At 53.5% G+C, this 17,094-nt stretch carries 13 protein-coding genes and 1 riboswitch; of the genes, 2 read left to right on the top strand and 11 right to left on the bottom strand.

The features are described 5' to 3' along the window. Positions 1–14: 14 nt before the first annotated feature. The 6 genes from ACFQ88_RS29060 to ACFQ88_RS29035 form a co-directional block, all read right to left on the bottom strand. Entirely contained in the window at positions 15–707 is a 693-nt protein-coding gene (locus ACFQ88_RS29060; RefSeq protein WP_379459735.1) for a class D sortase, read from the bottom strand. Between the two features lie 14 nt (positions 708–721). Continuing rightward, positions 722–4,687, bottom strand: coding sequence for a collagen binding domain-containing protein (locus ACFQ88_RS29055; RefSeq protein WP_379459733.1), 3,966 nt, complete (start codon positions 4,685–4,687; stop codon positions 722–724). A 128-nt stretch (positions 4,688–4,815) separates the two neighbouring features. Continuing rightward, complete coding sequence (locus ACFQ88_RS29050; protein ID WP_239630252.1) at positions 4,816–5,082, bottom strand: hypothetical protein; 267 nt, start codon at positions 5,080–5,082, stop codon at positions 4,816–4,818. Positions 5,083–5,124: 42 nt separating this feature from the next. After that, positions 5,125–5,208, bottom strand: a riboswitch (cyclic di-GMP riboswitch). 97 nt (positions 5,209–5,305) lie between these two features. Continuing rightward, positions 5,306–6,151, bottom strand: a complete 846-nt coding sequence (locus ACFQ88_RS29045; RefSeq protein ID WP_379459730.1) for a YitT family protein — start codon at positions 6,149–6,151, stop codon at positions 5,306–5,308. 165 nt (positions 6,152–6,316) lie between these two features. Further along, entirely contained in the window at positions 6,317–8,680 is a 2,364-nt protein-coding gene (locus ACFQ88_RS29040) for a UvrD-helicase domain-containing protein (protein WP_379459728.1), read from the bottom strand. Positions 8,681–8,815: 135 nt separating this feature from the next. Continuing rightward, positions 8,816–9,565: a YwmB family TATA-box binding protein gene (locus ACFQ88_RS29035; RefSeq protein WP_379459726.1), complete on the bottom strand. Its 750-nt coding sequence runs from the start codon at positions 9,563–9,565 to the stop codon at positions 8,816–8,818. Positions 9,566–9,791: 226 nt separating this feature from the next. Between ACFQ88_RS29035 and ACFQ88_RS29030 the strand changes: the two genes are divergently transcribed. Next, positions 9,792–11,774 carry an LTA synthase family protein gene (locus ACFQ88_RS29030; protein ID WP_379459724.1) on the top strand — a complete coding sequence of 661 codons (1,983 nt, stop codon included), beginning with the start codon at positions 9,792–9,794 and terminating at the stop codon, positions 11,772–11,774. Between the two features lie 114 nt (positions 11,775–11,888). On the opposite strand, the gene ACFQ88_RS29025 is transcribed toward ACFQ88_RS29030, so the two are convergent. From ACFQ88_RS29025 to ACFQ88_RS29010, 4 genes are all read right to left on the bottom strand, one after another. Beyond that, positions 11,889–12,146, bottom strand: a complete 258-nt coding sequence (locus tag ACFQ88_RS29025; protein WP_379459722.1) for a cold-shock protein — start codon at positions 12,144–12,146, stop codon at positions 11,889–11,891. Positions 12,147–12,290: 144 nt separating this feature from the next. Next, on the bottom strand, positions 12,291–12,491 hold the full coding sequence (locus tag ACFQ88_RS29020; RefSeq protein WP_239630246.1) for a cold-shock protein: 201 nt from the start codon (positions 12,489–12,491) through the stop codon (positions 12,291–12,293). 449 nt (positions 12,492–12,940) lie between these two features. Next, positions 12,941–14,590, bottom strand: coding sequence for an MDR family MFS transporter (locus tag ACFQ88_RS29015; RefSeq protein WP_379459719.1), 1,650 nt, complete (start codon positions 14,588–14,590; stop codon positions 12,941–12,943). 38 nt (positions 14,591–14,628) lie between these two features. After that, a complete protein-coding gene (locus ACFQ88_RS29010) occupies positions 14,629–15,087 on the bottom strand; it encodes a MarR family winged helix-turn-helix transcriptional regulator (protein ID WP_379459717.1) in 459 nt (152 codons plus the stop codon). A gap of 239 nt (positions 15,088–15,326) precedes the next feature. Here ACFQ88_RS29010 and ACFQ88_RS29005 point away from each other — a divergent pair, with 239 nt between their 5' ends. Continuing rightward, entirely contained in the window at positions 15,327–16,166 is an 840-nt protein-coding gene (locus tag ACFQ88_RS29005; protein ID WP_379459715.1) for a protein-glutamine gamma-glutamyltransferase, read from the top strand. On the opposite strand, the gene hisJ is transcribed toward ACFQ88_RS29005, so the two are convergent. After that, positions 16,163–16,996, bottom strand: a complete 834-nt coding sequence (hisJ, locus tag ACFQ88_RS29000; protein WP_379459713.1) for a histidinol-phosphatase HisJ — start codon at positions 16,994–16,996, stop codon at positions 16,163–16,165. The two genes, ACFQ88_RS29005 and hisJ, sit on opposite strands and share 4 nt — an antisense overlap. Positions 16,997–17,094: the final 98 nt, after the last annotated feature.

The raw sequence follows: 17,094 nt of genomic DNA, 5'->3' as shown, positions 1-17,094 counted from the left end.
TTTCTTTCCAATTATTACTTTTCTACCAATCTCGCCTTAACGATGATACGATGGGTCCCGGTATCGATAGGATGGCACGTAATCAATGTAATGTCCCGATCCTTGCCGTTGCCCTTCAATACCCAGACATCCTCCGGAAGCACATACAGCTTCTCGTATACTTCATAACGGTACTGATGTTGTCCCGTGTCTACTTCGATAAAGTCACCTTGCTCTACTTCATCCAGCCTGTTGAAGTTCTTCCCGTAGGTCAAGCTTCTATGACCCGCAATGGCATAGTTTCCTACAGCGCCCGGTTGGCCTGTACCCGCAATGCTCGCAACGGAAAGCTTAAGATTGGCTGTGGTTGCATCGGTGATGATCGGCAGCTTCAGCTTAATCTTATCGATGCTCAGCACTCCCTCGAGCTTTTTATTGCGAAGAGGGTCGGGTGCCGACGTCGGCTCGGGCGTCAATGGCTGCTGTTGTTGTTCTTCCGGCGGAACTTCCGCTGAGGGAGGCGCAGTAATAGCCGATATCGGGACAGGGGTAACGGTTTGCCGGGTATCCGGCGACCCAGGCCCTTGATCGATACGCTTCATGGTTTCCGTCCATTGCCTCATAAGCTGTTCCTGCCGGTAGCTTTCATAGCGGTCATTGAGCGTTGGATAGAGAAAAATAAGCATCCCCAGCAAAATACAAAGCGACGGTAACATTCTTTTGATCATCAGAATGGCCTAACCTACGAGTTTTTCAGCCATTTGCGGCGCAGCATGAAGCCCAGAAGGATCAAGGCGATACCGGCAGCTTGTACATAAACAGGGCTGGACTGTCCCGTTTTGGGAAGCGTCGCTGCAGGTGCTCCAGTGTCCGGCTGCGGACTGCCAAGCGGCACTTCCTGAGGCTCAACATCCACGATGATCTCCGGATGGTTGGTCTCGGGCTGACCCGGCTGGGCCGTGTCTTGTCCGTTCTCCGGCTTCACGACAGGCGGAGGACCTAGCGGGACCTTGATGTCGCCGTCAATTATGGTTTCTTTCTCCGGCTGCTTCGGATCGGTTGGCGGAACGGCTCCAGGCGTTGGCACCGGTACCGGCGTTGACGGTGAATCCGGTGAATCGGATGATCCCGATGAATCGGTTGAACCCGGGTTGGAAGTGTCCGGGAGCTTCAAGTTGGTTACGGTCAGCTTGCTGCCGTTCGCTGTCTGAATGGTGACCGGATATTCTTTGGAATCGAGTACGTAGCCAGTTGGAGCCATCGTTTCCTTCACAACGTAGTCGCCTGCCGGCAGCTTGTCGAAGACAGCGGTTCCGGTGGCGTCCGTCGTTGCCGCGCCGATTCGATTCAATCCGGAATCCTGCTTCCGGAACAGCTCGAAGACAGCTCCGCTAAGTACCAGCTCGCTTTGGGCCGAATCGACTTTGCGGATCGTCAGGGAGCCTACCGTGACCGGCGGCTTAGGTGTGTCGGTTTTCGTATTGGCAACGGTTAGCTGAATGTTGCCCGTGCTCTGAATAGTGACCGGATACTCTTTGGAATCGAGCACGTAGCCGGCCGGAGCCGCCGTTTCCTTCACAACGTAATCGCCAACCGCCAGCTTGCTGAAGGTGGCGGTTCCGCCGGCGTCCGTCGTTGCCGTACCGATCCGATTCAATCCGGGATCCTGCTTCCGGAACAGCTCGAAGACAGCTCCGCTGAGCAGCAGCTCGCTTTGGGCCGAATCGATTTTGCGGATGGTCAGAGAGCCTTCAATGACCGGCGGCTTAGGGTTGGAAGACTTCGTGTTGGACACCGTTATCTGGAATCCGCTCGCGCTTTGAATCGGCACGGAGTATTCTTTGGAATCGAGAATATAGCCTTCAGGAGCGGCGACTTCTTTCACGACGTAATCTCCTGCAAGCAATTTCTTGAATTCGGCTGTACCGCTTGCATCGGTTGTCAAAGTGCTGATAAGCAGCTTCTCCGAGCCGGATTTCCGGTAAAGCTCGAAGGTTGCGCCGCCAAGCCGAACCGTATGGTCCGACCCGTCCACTTTGGTGACCGTGAGCGAGCCTCGGATCCCGCTGATCGTACCGGAGCCGCTGCTGACTCCTACTACGATCGTGTTGGTTGTATCTTTGGTTACCGTAATTTCATTATTGCCCGAGAACGCAATTTGGTTGGATACGGCATCTTTATCGTTGGCAACAATGAGAGACTGATATTCCAATATGGCCGACGTGGAAAGAACCTTCAGAAAGCTTAGCTCGAACGATTGCTTGCCGTCGCTATCCGTCCGAAAATCCAGGGAGTAATCCGTTCCCTTGATCAGCTCCGCACCCTTGGTCACCGTTCCTCCTGCATTAACTACGGTCGTGTAGAGCTTGAACGTATCGGGCAGCAGCAGCTGGTTATCGGAAGGTGTGTCGATCAGCTTGGCATCGGCTACCGTGGATTGTCCCCGGTTGATAGCGACGGTCCAGGCGATTTTATTGCCGGTTTGCTGGCCGCTCTTGTTCACGTATTCGCCGCCGTTGGGAATAGTGACGGAAGCCGTCAGCGGCTTCGAAACCGCCGTCGCTCCATCGAAGAAATCAGCGGTGTTGTTAACCTTATCGCCGATAAGCTTCCCATCAAGACTTGTTGCAAAAACAACGGTATAAGGAGCGGATATAGGCTTCAAAAAGGTTACAACCAGCTTATTATTCTCGTTGACGGCGTAGCTGTAATAGGTACTGTCGACTACAGACCCTAGTGCAGGGCTGCCATTGGCAGGGATGGTCATGTTGTACACGGCAAGCGAGTTGTCGACGAGCTTCTGACCCGACTCCAGCGTATCGTCAACGATCGCTTCGGCAAGCGGTTTGCCGTTATAATTCACGCCGATCGTCCATGTAATCTGCTTGGAGGAGGCGTTATAGACGCCGTTCTTGAAGCCGTTGTTCTTCACCTCGACTCTTGGATCGAACGCTGCGGAAACCGTCTTCGCCTGCGGCTTGGATGCACTGTCCGTCCAAGCGATGGAGGCATGGTTAGGGAAATTCGTCCCGCTTCCAACGAGCCAATCCAAATGGAATTCCGTTTGGAAGGTGATGGTTACCGAGCTGTTCAGCGCCTTGTTGAAGCTCACCTTGAAGCCTTGATCGGCCGGTATGGCAGGATCCACCGTGTAATCGGATGCCGGCATTGGGTTGCTGCCTTCCTTTACAACCAATGACCCCGGTACGAGACGAAGCCCTTTGTTAGGGAACGTATCGGCAACGACCACGTCACTCATCGGCTGGCTGTCGCGGTTAATGGCGATGGTCCAGTCTACCGTCTTGGCGGCGTAGTTTACCGCTCCAGCACTTTTGCCGATAACGACTTGAATCATGGGGCGCGTTGCCGTTTTGTTGTCCCCGCTGCCGGAAGTAACCTTGTTCGTCACCACAGAGTTGTCAAGCACGCGGTCGACGGCCTTAGTCTGATACTTGATCAGGTAAGCGGACGTGATGCTGGTGTGGAATTGCAGCTTAAATCCGGCGGTTCCCGTGCCTGTCGCCGGACTTACCGTATACTGGGATGCAGCCAGCTCGGCGCCGACGGTTTGGGATCCGTTCGAGCCGATCGTCACCGGATACACGTGGATGGAATGATCGACCAATTTTTGAGTATCGTTGAATAAGTCCGTCACATAAGCGTTAGCTTGAACAATCGTTTTTTCGTTGTAATTGTATTTGATTTCCCAGTCAATCGTTTGAGTGAAGCTATCGTATTTCGTTGACGACTTGTCCAATGCGGCGCCTCGCTGCACCTTAACGGAGGCTGTTGCGCTGACCGGCTGCCTGTCGCTTCCTTGAAGCGTTGCCGTGTTCTCAAAGATCGGCTTGTCCTCATCTGCAATCGGCGTTTCGTACTGGATGCGGTACGCCGAGCGGATAGGGCTGTCGGTAAAGCTGACGGTAAGCAGATTGCCGGCCGTACTGACACTGTATTTGCCGGCAGCAAGCGGGGCGCCTGGAGCTGCAATTCCATCCAGATTCATATTGAGCTCGTACACAGCCACGGTAACAGGTGATCCGAGCCCCGCTGGAATCGGGTCGGTGACGACCGCATTTTGGATGACGGACAGGTCCTTGTTCACGTCGACTTCCCAATCGATACTTTTTGCGTTATAGCCTTTCGGCACACCGCTTTTCGCAATGGCGGAAGTCACATTCGGCCTAAAATGGAGCGTAAACACCTGCTCCCCGCTTGAAACGGGAATTTTAATAATCTGCGTCGTGCTACCATGGATGACCTGGGTATCGAACTCGGTCAGGAACGTTAAGGTTCCTTGCACATCGACCAAATGCTCGATCGTTTGCAAGGTCATGACTACCTCGTGGCGGTCTTTATTCAGCTTGAATTTCCCTATGGCTTCACCGCCGCCGGACAGAAGCGGCTGCTCGGGAATATCATTGTAAAATTTGAATTGCTCCGGCACCTTGAACGTGAACGTGTCCCCGTTCTTGTAAGGGTGGCCGTTGGGCAGAGACCAGGTATAGTCCAGCTGTACTTTCGCGCCTTGCTCGTATACCGTCTCCGTTACCACTTGACCGGATTTGTCGTACACCGTCATCGTTACGCTGTTAATAATGCTGCCGGGTATCGCAGCGGCGTTTGCCTGTGGCGAAAGGCCGACTGCATACATCACCTGTACCATGAGCATAAGAGAAGCGAGCAGTGTACTTATCTTCTTTACCATGACTTCTATGGCACCTCCGTTTTTTGTCCTGTCGTTATTCCCAAAACCCTATTGCCTGGCCTTGCGCCAGGCTTGCAGCCTCGGATGCACGCAGATTCATCGATACCTCCTTTCCCTGTAATCGCACTTCATCTAATGCAGAGTTGATTTATATGTAAAGAGTGTGAAGTGTCTTGTGCAAGGTTCGGCACGGCAAGCAGCTGTGCCGGAACAATATGATGGCGCTTTCCGCTTGGCGGCAATAGGTCGCAGTGCGCGGATGCAGCATACTCGCTGACTGAAAATTCATGGGGCGGATTCCCGGCTGCAAACGATGCTGCCATTACTTCCTTGAACCGTTCAGGAGAGATGCCCAAAGCATGAATGATGCGTTCGCAATCCAAAGCTTGTCTCATAGTAAAGCCTCCTCTGGAAAAATAAAAACCACCCTTCATCGAAGAAAGGTGGTCCGGTTGCACTACTAGCTCCATCGAATCCAAGTGCCCAGATACAGATTCGATCTCGTCGCTTACCCAATAAATATATTAGCATAGGGCTGCGCGCATTTCTGTGTGATAATCCACTGCCTATATGTGTAATATGCCACAAAATCAAATATTTGCCAATTGAAAATGTCCGTTAAAGTGCCATCTGGCGATCTGTAAACCCTACGCCAACCACGTCCTCCGCATTGCAAAAAATGAGAAACGCCTGCGGATCGATCGACTGAACGAGCAGCTTGAGCTTGTGGACGTCTCCGGCACCAAGCACGGTCATCATAATAACGCGTTTATCGTCCGTATAGCCGCCGGTTCCCGACAGCTTGGTCAATCCGCGGTCCAGATCATGGAGCACGGTTCTCGCGATCGATTGCTCGTACATAGCGGAGGAAATAATGTAAGCGACCTTGGATTCGCGATGCAGCTTGAGCGTCACATCGATGGTTTTGCGGGTGAGGAATACGCAAATAAGGGCGTACAGCGGTTTTTCCGGGGCGTACATGATGCCCGCCGCAATCACGACGATCGAATCCATCACCATCAGCGATTTGCTATGCTTGACGCCCCTCCACCGGTAGATGATCTGGGCGATCAGCGTGAAGCCGCCTGTGTTACCTTGAGCACGGATGACGAGTCCGAGACCGATTCCGGTCATAATGCCCCCGTAAATCGAAGCGAGGAGAGGATTGCCGGTGAGCGGCTCCCAATGCTTTGTAATGTAGACGAAAAAAGGAAGCAGCAGAGAGCCCGCAGCGGAAGCCGCCAGCGAGCGGATGCCGAGAGGATAGACGCTTAAGAGCAGGACTAGCAAACTGCCGATCCATAGCATGACGGAAGGGTCGACCCGGAACAAGCTTCCAAGCAAAATAGACGCTCCCGACAAGCCGCCGGAGGCGATTTGATTCGGGCTGAGAAACCAGTTGAAGCTGAGAGCGACGGCAAATGTGCCGGCGGCTATGGTGACGTACCGTTTGAGCTGCTGCATGATCCGATGCCTCTTCTCTTTTAGTTTGAAGAGATTATATGCCGGATCCCTATTTCTTGCAATGATTCCCATTAATGCATCTGCGCTTCATCGCCCGCATCCTTTAGCGCAGCGGCGCGGCGTGGAGGCGGTGGAGCGGAGCGGAGAGCAACGCCGCGCCGGCGGTTATACCGGCACGTCGCGGGTACCCCGGCGCATCGGAGACTGGCACAACGGGCAAGCCTTGGACGCAAGCTTGCCTTCCTTGACGCTGCTGATCCGCGACCAGGCAGCGCAGCCTTCCGCGGTGCAGAGCCATGCCTGCACCGTAACCAGCTTCGTCGGCGAGCCGCCCCGCTGCTGCCCTGTCCGTTCGTACGTCGAACGGACGGCAGGGGCCGGGCGCGCCGACGGCCCTTTAGCGGCGGAAGCGGTGCCGACTCCGCCGGAGACTGCGCCGTTAGCCGCGGATGACGCCGCGCCGAACGGCGCCAGAATGAAGCGCGACACGTGCGCCTTCTTGCCGCGGTAGTAGGCCGGGGAGCTGATGATCAGCTCCTCCTTCGCTCTCGTGATCGCCACATAGGCGAGCCTCCGCTCCTCCTCCAGGGCGGCGCGGGAGTCCTCCTGCGGCTGCAGCTTTTCCCGCTTCTCGCGCTTCTCGTTCTTCGCTGCTCCTTCACCGGGCTCCAGTGCGGAGCTGTGCGGCAGGATGCCCTCGGAGGCGCCGATCACGAACACGACGGGGAATTCCAAGCCTTTGGCCTTATGGATCGTCATCAGCGTGACGGTATCGGCGCCGGGGTCGCTGCGCAGCTGCTCCATCGCCTGATGCATTTCCGTCATATGATCGATATGCTCGACGAACTTGGCCGCCGTGTCGAACCGCTTGGCCGACGCTTCGAGCTCATCGAGCGTTTCCTTCAGCATTTCTTTGTGGGCCGTGAGCGAACGGCCGTCCGCCGTCTCCATGAAGGCGTCGTAGAAGCTTCGCCGCATGTGCCGGATCGCATCGGCCGGCTTCATATCCGAAAGCATGTGGATGAGCTTGATCCGTTCCATCACCTTGTCCTTCTGAAAATCCTTCAGCTCGGGAAGCTCCCGCAGATGAATCAACGGCCCTTTCTTCTTCTTCACCTTCTCGCAGCGGTGAATAAATTCCATTCCTCTGTCGCGGTTAATATACAGCGTCTGAAGAATGCCTCCCAGCGCCTCGAAGTTGCGGCGGTCGAGAACAAGCCGCAGGTGGTCGATCAAGGGCCGCACCGCCCACTGCTCATAAAATAAATCGACATTGCCGTAGTGAACGAACGGAATGTTGTGAACGACGAGCTCCTCCAGCATCGCCCGGCTGCTGCTCGCGCTCCGGTACAGGACGGCAAAGTCGCTGTAGGAGCGCTTCCCTTGCTCCACCTCTTGACGAATCCGGTTCAGCACCTGCTGCGCCTCTTCGTCGGTATCTCCCGGGCGCATATATTGCGGAAGCTCCGTACTTTGTCTGGTGGCGAGCAGCGTCTTGCTCTTGCGCTGCGTATTGTGCCGGATGATCTCGTTGCCCAAGCCGACAATGCTTGCGGTCGAGCGGTAGTTAATGTCCAGCGTAACCGTCTTGGCGCCAGGGTATTCCGTGTGAAACTGCAAAATAAACTCGTGGCTCGCGCCTTGAAACGTATAGATCGTCTGATCGTCGTCGCCCACGACCATCAGGTTGTTCTGCGGTGCGGCAATCATGCGGACAAGCTCGTACTGCAGCTTGTTCGTGTCTTGAAACTCATCGTTCATGACGTAACGGAACCGGTTTTGCAGCGACGAGAGCAGCTGGGGCGATTCCTTCAGCAGACGATGGGCGAACAAGAGAATGTCGTCGAAGTCCATTTTGTCATTCGCAGCCTTCCACTGCTCGTACTGCATAAAGATATGCTTAATATTCGCCTCATCCGGCGTCCGTTCGGGAAGGCCGCTCAAATCGACAAGGTTCATTTTATAGGAAGAGAGAGCGGCCAGTATCGTCTCGGGCTCGTAATCGTCGGCAAGCCCCCGTTCCCGGAGCAGACGCTTTAGGACGATGTGCTGGTAGCGCGTTTCGCTGAAAATTTCCTGGCTGTAGCCTTGCTTGCGCAGCAGCAGGAGGAAAAACGAATGGAAGGTGCGCGCCTGCACCTCCTGAGCCATGCGGCTTGTTATGCCGGGCAGTCCGGCAATCCGCTGCTTCATCTCGGCAGCCGCCTTGCTCGAGAAGGTCACAAGCAAAATATTCGCCGGCGGAACCTGCCGGACGGTCATCAAATAGCCTGTGCGGGCAACCAGCACGGAGGTTTTGCCGGAACCGGCGCCGGCGAGGGTGAGAATCGGTCCCTCGAAGTGGCGGACCGCTTCCAGCTGTCGGGCGTTCAATGCGATGCCGCGGCTTTCCAGCGCGCGAAAATAAAAGGCGTCCGACTGATCATCGGACACCAGATCTTTGGTTGTTTTGGCGGGAGCCATCGCCGCACGGGGGATGGGTTTGCCGCTAGCGCCAAGAGGCGTATTGTATGAGATCCATGGAGTCATTTCCGTAATCACCTTTGTTTATTATGCCTGCGCGCCGAAAATGTTGTGAAGCCTCTGCTTAGGTATCGGCACTATGAGAGTGTACAACAAAAGTGCGGAAAGAACAACTGTTCGGACAAGGGCAGCGAAGGGGAATCAATACTCTATCGATATGGCCGGAACGCCGATCGTCATCCGCTGCTTCTGGGTAACGGAGTCGCGGTGTACGGCGATTTGCACGTTCATGGCCTGCTTCCCGTTCGAAACTCTCTCTTGAATAGCCGGAGAGTAATAGGTTACGCTTGTGCTTCCCCGGTCTTCATACCGTTCTACTTCCTGCGCTTGCAGCTGGCGCGACAGCGTATTCAGCAGACGCTCCGGATCAGCGCCGGAATCCGACAGTTCCCCCTGGATCATGATGTTCCACTGCGGCTTGATATCGAGTGCCAGAAGCTTCCCGTCGAGCTCCCGCTGAGCCCGTATCATCGCTTCCGCAGCGCCGGCCGTTCCTTCCGTCTGCGACGACACGATCAATTCCGTCGTTCCGTCCCCGAAGCCGATCCACAGCAGGGTCGTTTCGATCCCGGATCTTGCATCGGTGCTTGCCGACTTATATAGCAGATGATCGCGATCCTCAATCATAGCTTGACTGGCAGGGAGTCCTAGCGTTTGGCTTAAGCTTTGGCCTGTGCGCAGCAGCTGCTCATTATTTTCATAAGGAATATAAGTGCTCGCGTGTTTCATGACGATCTTGGGATTGCCTTCAGACATGACCTCGCTCGATACGGGCAGCAGCAAGCCGAGAGCGGCTTCGCGTCCGGCGTCCGCATGAGCGGCCCACCCGCCTATCCATGCTCCTAATGCTATGACGGCGCAAATCCCGTACGCCAATGCTTTTCGCTTCATCGCTCGCACCTCTTCCAAGTAGTTTCTATGAATCTACGAATCTACTAAAAAGCATGGACGGAATCGGGCTTTTTTATACTTCAGCAGACGCGAATTAAAATTCCAATTTATCCCTTTCAAGCTTTTTTCAGCTTAAGTTCAGGTGGCTTTCAGGTTCATCCTTTACAATTAATTAATATTGCGGTCCGGCGCGGAACCCGGAATAGGATAAGGAGAGTGATATGCGATGAAGCGTAGGGGGAAAGCCAGGGAGAAGCAGCTCGCGAAATGGGAGCGGAACCCGGCTCAGAAATACGCCGTAGTCTTGATAATGCTCGCAGTGGTATCGGTATTGCTTGTTGTGGGTGTGGAGTGGATTCAAAGAGGCTCGTTGGCCGAAACAACCGTATGGGCTGTGCAAAATGGTAAGCTTTTGGCGATGAATGCATTGATCAATTTGTGCGTGCTTGTTATCTTTTATATGCTGTTCAACTCCATTATGGCGGGGACTGCGGTCGCCACGCTGCTCTTATTTATTATGGCTTTAATTACTTATTTCAAAACGAAATTAATCGGAGAGCCATTCTTTCCGTGGGATATTTTTCTGAAAAAAGAAAGCATGAACATTATTCCGCTGGTCACCGGGGCGGAGGCGATTAAGCGTTTGTCCGTCGTCGGAGTCATCGTGCTCGTTCTGGTCGTACTTTGCTTCTACTGGCCGCGCCTTCGAGTGGGCAAAGGAAGCCGGATCGCGCTGGGATTGCTGTCGCTGTTCGCCTTGTACTCTTTAGGGGTCAGAACCCCATGGGCAGGGCAATTGATTAACAAAATGGGCGTAAGCGAAATCGTCTGGAACCAGCAGGAGAACTACGCCAATAACGGGATGGCGCTGGCTTTTACGATGAATGTGAAAAACGCCATCGTTCCGAAGCCGGAAGGCTACGGGGAGCCGGCCATGGCGGCGCTCGCGCAAAATCTGGCTGATCAAAGCGCGGTCCAAACCGCCTCCGCTAAAAAAAGCGACCCGTTCCAAGGCAAGCAGCCGAACGTAATTTTCATTATGAACGAAGCGTTCTGGGATCCGACGCTCCTGCCGAACGTGCAGTTTAGCGAAGATCCGATTCCGACCGTGCACAAGCTGCAAAAGGAATCGACATCGGGCTATCTGCTCTCCCCGCAATTCGGCGGCGGCACGAGCAATGTGGAATTCGAGGTGCTGACGGGACAGTCGATGAGCTTCCTGCCGGACGGCTCCGTTCCGTACCAGCAATATATCAATAAGCCGGTTCCGAGTCTGGCGAGCTATTTTGAAACGCAGGGCTACAAGAGCATGGGGATTCATTCCTACGAGGGCTGGTTCTGGAACCGCGAGAATGTGTATAAACAGCTCGGCTTCCAAAGCTTTATGAGCAAGGATCAATTCGACAATCCGGAATATAAAGGCACGTTTATTTCCGACGACGAAGTGTCGCGGCAAATTATTAAGCAGGTGGACGAGACGGAGAAGCCGATGTTCATTTATGCCGTGACGATGCAAAACCACGGTCCGTATGACGATAACCGCTATGGCGGCAATTCGATCAGCGCCGAGGGTGATTTAACGGCGAGTGCGAAGAACACGCTGGAAACGTACACGCAGGGCGCACACGATGCGGATCAGAGCCTGCAAAAGCTGATCGATCATTTCGAGCAGTCGGACGAACCGACCGTCGTTGTGTTCTATGGCGATCATCTGCCGATGCTCGGGATGGACTACGATGTGTATAAGCAGGGAGGCATGATCAACAGCAGCAGCCAATGGTCGCTTGAGGAAACAAAGAGCATGCACAGCGTACCGTTCGTGATGTGGTCGAATGTGGGGCTGCCGCAGGAGCATGTCCCAAGCCTTAGCGACTCGTTCCTTGGAACGTACGTGCTGAATAAGCTCGGCATGGAGAAGCCTGCATCGCTGGCGATTAACGATGCTTTGCTGCAGCAAACGCCGGGTCTCTTGCGCGATCTGGTCGTCGATGCCAATGGAAGCCTGTACCGGTCGGTGCCGGAACAGTATCAGCCGCTGGTGAGCCAGTACAGCGATTTGCAGTATGACCAGCTGTTCGGCAAGCAGTATTTGGCCAAATATATCGATCAGGATTATTTGACCAAAGAAGCGCTGCCCGACTACAATCAGGAGTTTGCTTTACCTCCAGTGACGGAAAGTCAGGAGCCGAGTGAAAACCAGGGCTCCTAGCCGATGGAATCGATATAGATAAAAAGCGAAAAGCGCCGGCCTTTAACGGTCAGCGCTTTTTCGTATGTATGCTTGCCGCCAACGGGTCAGGGTCGTTAAGCGGGTTATCTTTCGTTAGTAAGGTTTATGGTGATTGAATAGAGTGGGGAGCATTTTCGTATTTTTTACCATCTCCGATTGACACAAAGGGCAGGAAGGGAGTTCTTCCAAGGCAAAATTTTCTCTCATCCAGCAAGAGCATCCTTCTTTACTGCACATCCAGACCGCTGTCTGTTCTTCTTGTACTGGTTCCACGGTTTTCTTCGAGAAATACAATGTAACCCCTCCTTGTGGTTTGTGTGCGTCCTTAGGCAAAATTCCCGGTAGGTACATTCCCGGCAAAGGCTTGCTGCAGGTGAAGATTCAGCCATACTTACTCATGTTTGGAGAAAATCGGGTGGACGGGCCTTGGGCGGAACGGCTGTCACTGAAAAGGAACTGCCCGGAAGGGCAGTTCCCCATCTTGGTGAATGAAGCTTACAGTTTTACAACGTTCTCAGCTTGTGGTCCGCGGTTGCCTTGAACAACGTTGAATTGAACGCGTTGTCCTTCGTCAAGGGTTTTGAAGCCGTCTCCTGTGATAGCGCTAAAGTGTACGAATACATCTTTGCCGCCTTCTACTTCGATAAAGCCAAATCCTTTTTCCGCGTTAAACCATTTCACTGTTCCTGTTTCCATCTTCTTAAAACCCTCCAATAAATTGTTGCTTATTATATTTGCATGAATAAAAAAATTCACACATTAGAAAGAGTACCTAATGCCGAGTAATACCCTTTCTAATATGTGAATTTCAACATCACTACGCCGTTACCTAACTATACCACTGATGGTAAGGGATAACAAGCATTAGTTGAAGCTGAAGGAAACCGACTTTGTCCATTACATAGTTATGCAGCAGCATACCGGTTTATCACAATAAATTAGGAACTCGCATGACGATATGACGTTGTTAAAGGCTTGAGATGTTCATGGCGAAACGGCCCGTTTGGCCCCGATGCCTATTGTATCCATCTAGAGGGAATTTCATCCCACTTTTTATAAAAAAACAATCGAACGGAGCTCCGCCCCGGCAATGAAGCGCCGTGACGGCCGTTCGATTGTTGAAGGCGCAGGATGGAGAGCAGCGATCATTCCACCGGTGCGGCCTCCGTTTTTTTACGATCGGTAAGCTGGATTCGTCCCAAGAGCGGCGTAAGCACCGCGCCAAGAAGGACGAAGATGAGACCGACAAGAAATACGCCGTGAAGCGAATCGACAAGCGACGTTTTCAGAATCGGCACCAGCTTCTCGACAAGCGCCTGCGGCAGCTTGGCCAGCGATGCCGGGTCAAGCAGGGCGGAATACAGCCCTTGCGGATTGGTGTGAATCATGTTCGTCATCTCATTGGCGATGCCGCTCGCTTGCTCGGGCAGCTGCTTCAGCACCGGAACGAGCTTATCGCTCAGCTCGTGGTCGGAACGGGTGTTCATAACCGCTCCAAGAATCGTCATGCCGAACGTGCCGCCGATCTGGCGGAAAAACTGGCTGGAGGACGTGACGACCCCGAGCTCCGATTTGGGGAAGCTCTCCTGCAGCGCCAGCGTCAGAATCGGCATAACAAGCCCGATGCCCAAGCCGATCGTCATCATATAGGAGGAGGCGAGCAGCTTGGTTGTAGTCATGCTCAGCGTGCTGAGAAGGACGAAGCCTGCGGCCATGATGAACATGCCGATGGTCATTTGCGTGCGGACGCCGAGCTTTTGCACGAGCTGGCCGCCGATAACGCTGGCGACGATCATCGTAATCATCATCGGCGTCATGACCGTACCGGACGCCGAAGCGCTTATCCCTACAATGCCCTGCATGAACAGAGGCACGAACATGATCGCTCCGAACATTCCTACGCTCATCAAGAAGCCGATCCCGTTAATGACGGTGAAGGTACGGTTTTTGAACAGCCGCATCGGCAAAATGGGCTCCTCCACTTTCGATTCGATGATAACGAAGGCGATCAGCGATAAGATCGACACCGCGATCATCCCGATAATTTGCCAAGAGCCCCATGCGTATTCTTTGCCTCCGAACGTTAAGGCAAGCAGCAGCGGGACGACGCCGACAATCATGGTGACCATCCCGGCAACGTCGAATTTGACGGGACCTGTAGCGCTGTGGCGTTTCAGCCCCATGGCGATAAAGACGACGGCAAGCAATCCGACCGGCAGATTAATGTAGAATACCCAGCGCCAGTTCAGGGAGTCGACGATCCAGCCCCCGACCTGCGGGCCAATCACGGAGGACAAGCCGTAGATGGCTCCGAAGACGCCCTGCCATTTGGCGCGTTGTTTACCGGTGAACAAATCACCGATAATGATCATGGCCATCGGCATCATAATGCCGCCGCCGATCCCTTGCAGACAGCGGAACCAGATCAGCTGGCTCATCGTCTGCGACATGCCGCAGAGGGCCGAGCCGGCGATAAAGATGAGCAGTCCCGCTACATAGACGCTCTTGCGTCCGAGCAAATCCGCCAGCTTCCCGGCGATTGGGACTACCGCGGTAGAGCTGAGCATATAGGCGGTCGTCAGCCAGGCCATGACACCGAGTCCGCCGAGCTCTCCGACGATCCGCGGCATTGCGGTTCCTACGATAGTACCGTCGAGAGCGGCGAACAGCATGGCGATAATCAAGCCGGTTATGAGTATCCCGCTCTTGGAATCCGGCTCCGTGATACCTTGGTTATCTAATGGTTGTTTATTTTCCGATGTGGAAGATACAGATGTTGATGCAGATGTATCCATTCGTGCATGCCTCCTGTTCATGGTGAATGTGCCTAGGATCAGAGAGTGGATTCGGTGGCATGGGACTGCATGATGTTATCCAAAATGTGTTCGAACACGTCAAGAAAGATATCGAGCCGTTCGGGGTCTATGTTCGATAAATAGCTTCCGATAATGTGCTTGCGCTTTTCTTTGAATTCTTGCAGCAGATTTCGACCCTGCTCGGTCAGCTCAATCAGAACGATTCGCCTGTCCTTCGGGTCATACTTTCGCTCGGCGACGCCCCGCTTGATCAGCCGGTCGATCATAACGGTTACTGCGCTTGGCTTAACCTCCATCGTTTCGGCCAGCTCCGTTACTTTGCAAATGCCTTTATTGGATATGAAATAAAGCATGAACAACTGCTGCCGGGTCAAAGGAATGCTGGAATCAGCCATCATCTCCGGCCCCAATTTGCGGGCGGCGCCCCACAATGCCTTCTCGAATCTCTCGGTTTGCAACGAGTTTGTCGAACTCACCTTCAGTCCTCCACCTTTTCCTTTGCGGCACAAATATTTAGATAGTATAAATATTCGATCGTATAACATTTAAACTATTAAAGTATTTTACTGTATACCTTCCGTTAATGCAAGCCGGGCGGTACAAGCAGATATTACAAGCTGTAGAAATGAGTGGGATGTGACGAGACGCAGCCACATAGGATGATAGTAACCCTACTGTTGAGGAAGGGATTCTAACCAAAGGCAGGTGGGATGCTGTGATCCGTATTCCGAATCTAAGTGCTCCTCCCGACAACGCTAATTTATCCGATATCCAGAAAGCGATCTATAATGAGAAAGTGGTAAGCCCTGCTACTTACGAATACGATTCATGGGATGCTCTGGCGTTTGAACTGAAAATGAGAGAAGCCATTATCCGGGCCGCCTCGGATTTGAATTCCGGTCAGGCCTCCTTTGCTTCGTTCAAAAAGTCACGCAGCAATGAGGCTTATTGGGAACGCCAGGAGAACGGCGCTTTTTTGCTGAGAAAAGGAGTCAGCCCGAGCGCGGCGGTCAGAGACATTTTTCTTAACGGAAGCGCGTACGCCTTTGAGTGCGCAACGGCCATTATTATTGTGCTCTATAAAGCGGTTTTGGATGTTATCGGGGATGAGAAATTCGACAAGCTGTTCGCGGACTTGTATTTGTACTCATGGAATTACGACCGCGATTTGAAGCTTATTACCGATCATACCGGAGCGGAATCGTTCGGAGGAGATATTCTGTATTTCAAAAATCCGGAGGTCAATCCCGAATGGATCGAATGGCAAGGGGAAAATGCGGTGAAGATGGGACCGGATCTCTATTACGGCCACGGGGTTGGAATTGAGAGCGGGACGTACATCATTGAGAAGCTGAACAAGCTTAGGGTGCCGGGCGCAACGAAATCGGCTTATTTGATGGACGATGTGACTCATCCGGATTTTGCCTATTTGCACAAAATAGCAACGAGCGCCGACCCGCTGGCCGTAGTGGCTTCTTCAAGAATCAAGGCCAAAGCGGGTCAAGTCGTTGCCAAGATCGGCAGCTTAACCGGTATTTATAACTGGTATGCTTAAGCGGACGCGCTTGTCAGCTGCTCTTCGAACCAGTCCCACCCGGTTCCCACGTGATCAGGCTTATGGGAATCCGAACCGTAAATACAAGGAACCCCTTGCGCGATACATTCGCGGATGAACCATTCGGGAGCATAAGGCTTGCCGCAGGTAGCTACCCGCAGTCCGGCGGTATTCACATCGATCCCGATTCCCGCTTTGGCGAGCCGCGGAACGATAGCCTTCAGGCGCCGATCGATTATTGAAGGATCGATGTCGGGAAGGGCGAGCCGGAACTTCTCGATCAGATTGATATGCCCGAGCCGTGTCCGCACAGGCAGCTTGGCCGCCCAATCGATAGCTGCCTCCACGTGGTTATAATACTCCTCGACCACCTTGTTCATCGTGCCGTAGTACGCGATCAAGCCGTCGCGGAAATCGTCCGCTGTAAAGTCGATGCAGCGAATGCCGTCGATGCCAGGCAAGTAATGGACGGAATATACTACGTCCTCCAGCTGTCCTTGCCATTGGTCGACGATCCGCTCGGTGTAATCGAGCCGGCCGGGCAAGTAATCCAGCTCGAGCCCTACGGTAATTTCGATACGCCCCTCGTACTGGCGCTTCATTTGCTGCGCATAGGTCATATAATCCGGCAGCTCCGATTCCGGCATCGCCAGCTCCCGGAACAAAGCGGGGTCGTTAATCCAGCCTTGCGGGATAGGCGGGTGCTCGCTTAGCGTATACCGCTCAAACCCCAGCTCTATAGCCCGGTCGATATACTGCTCCGACGGAGCGCTGTTTCCGTGATAGCAGAAGCGGGTATGCGTATGTCCGTCCCATTTCATTATGGCCATCTTAAGCCCTCCTTCTATATAGCAAAAAGCTCATGTACATAAAGGTACATGAAGCCGAAAAGGTTGTAAAGAACGGCATCTAGTGATTCCGTTGATAG

Source organism: Paenibacillus sp. NPDC056579 (assembly GCF_042793215.1).
Lineage (GTDB): Bacteria > Bacillota > Bacilli > Paenibacillales > NBRC-103111 > Paenibacillus_S.
The sequence above is the reverse complement of the archived record's forward strand: the minus strand, read 5'-3'. Positions and strand labels throughout refer to the sequence as shown.

What these genes read in the sequence shown, in the direction of transcription:
- ACFQ88_RS29030 (WP_379459724.1), top strand. Translation starts at nt 9,792, where the DNA reads ATGAAGCGTAGGGGGAAAGCCAGGGAGAAGCAGCTCGCGAAATGGGAG.
- ACFQ88_RS29055 (WP_379459733.1), bottom strand. Translation starts at nt 4,687, where the DNA reads ATGGTAAAGAAGATAAGTACACTGCTCGCTTCTCTTATGCTCATGGTA.
- ACFQ88_RS29040 (WP_379459728.1), bottom strand. Translation starts at nt 8,680, where the DNA reads ATGACTCCATGGATCTCATACAATACGCCTCTTGGCGCTAGCGGCAAA.
- ACFQ88_RS29025 (WP_379459722.1), bottom strand. Translation starts at nt 12,146, where the DNA reads ATGTACCTACCGGGAATTTTGCCTAAGGACGCACACAAACCACAAGGA.
- ACFQ88_RS29060 (WP_379459735.1), bottom strand. Translation starts at nt 707, where the DNA reads ATGATCAAAAGAATGTTACCGTCGCTTTGTATTTTGCTGGGGATGCTT.
- ACFQ88_RS29035 (WP_379459726.1), bottom strand. Translation starts at nt 9,565, where the DNA reads ATGAAGCGAAAAGCATTGGCGTACGGGATTTGCGCCGTCATAGCATTA.
- ACFQ88_RS29050 (WP_239630252.1), bottom strand. Translation starts at nt 5,082, where the DNA reads ATGAGACAAGCTTTGGATTGCGAACGCATCATTCATGCTTTGGGCATC.
- ACFQ88_RS29020 (WP_239630246.1), bottom strand. Translation starts at nt 12,491, where the DNA reads ATGGAAACAGGAACAGTGAAATGGTTTAACGCGGAAAAAGGATTTGGC.
- hisJ (WP_379459713.1), bottom strand. Translation starts at nt 16,996, where the DNA reads ATGGCCATAATGAAATGGGACGGACATACGCATACCCGCTTCTGCTAT.
- ACFQ88_RS29045 (WP_379459730.1), bottom strand. Translation starts at nt 6,151, where the DNA reads ATGCAGCAGCTCAAACGGTACGTCACCATAGCCGCCGGCACATTTGCC.
- ACFQ88_RS29015 (WP_379459719.1), bottom strand. Translation starts at nt 14,590, where the DNA reads ATGGATACATCTGCATCAACATCTGTATCTTCCACATCGGAAAATAAA.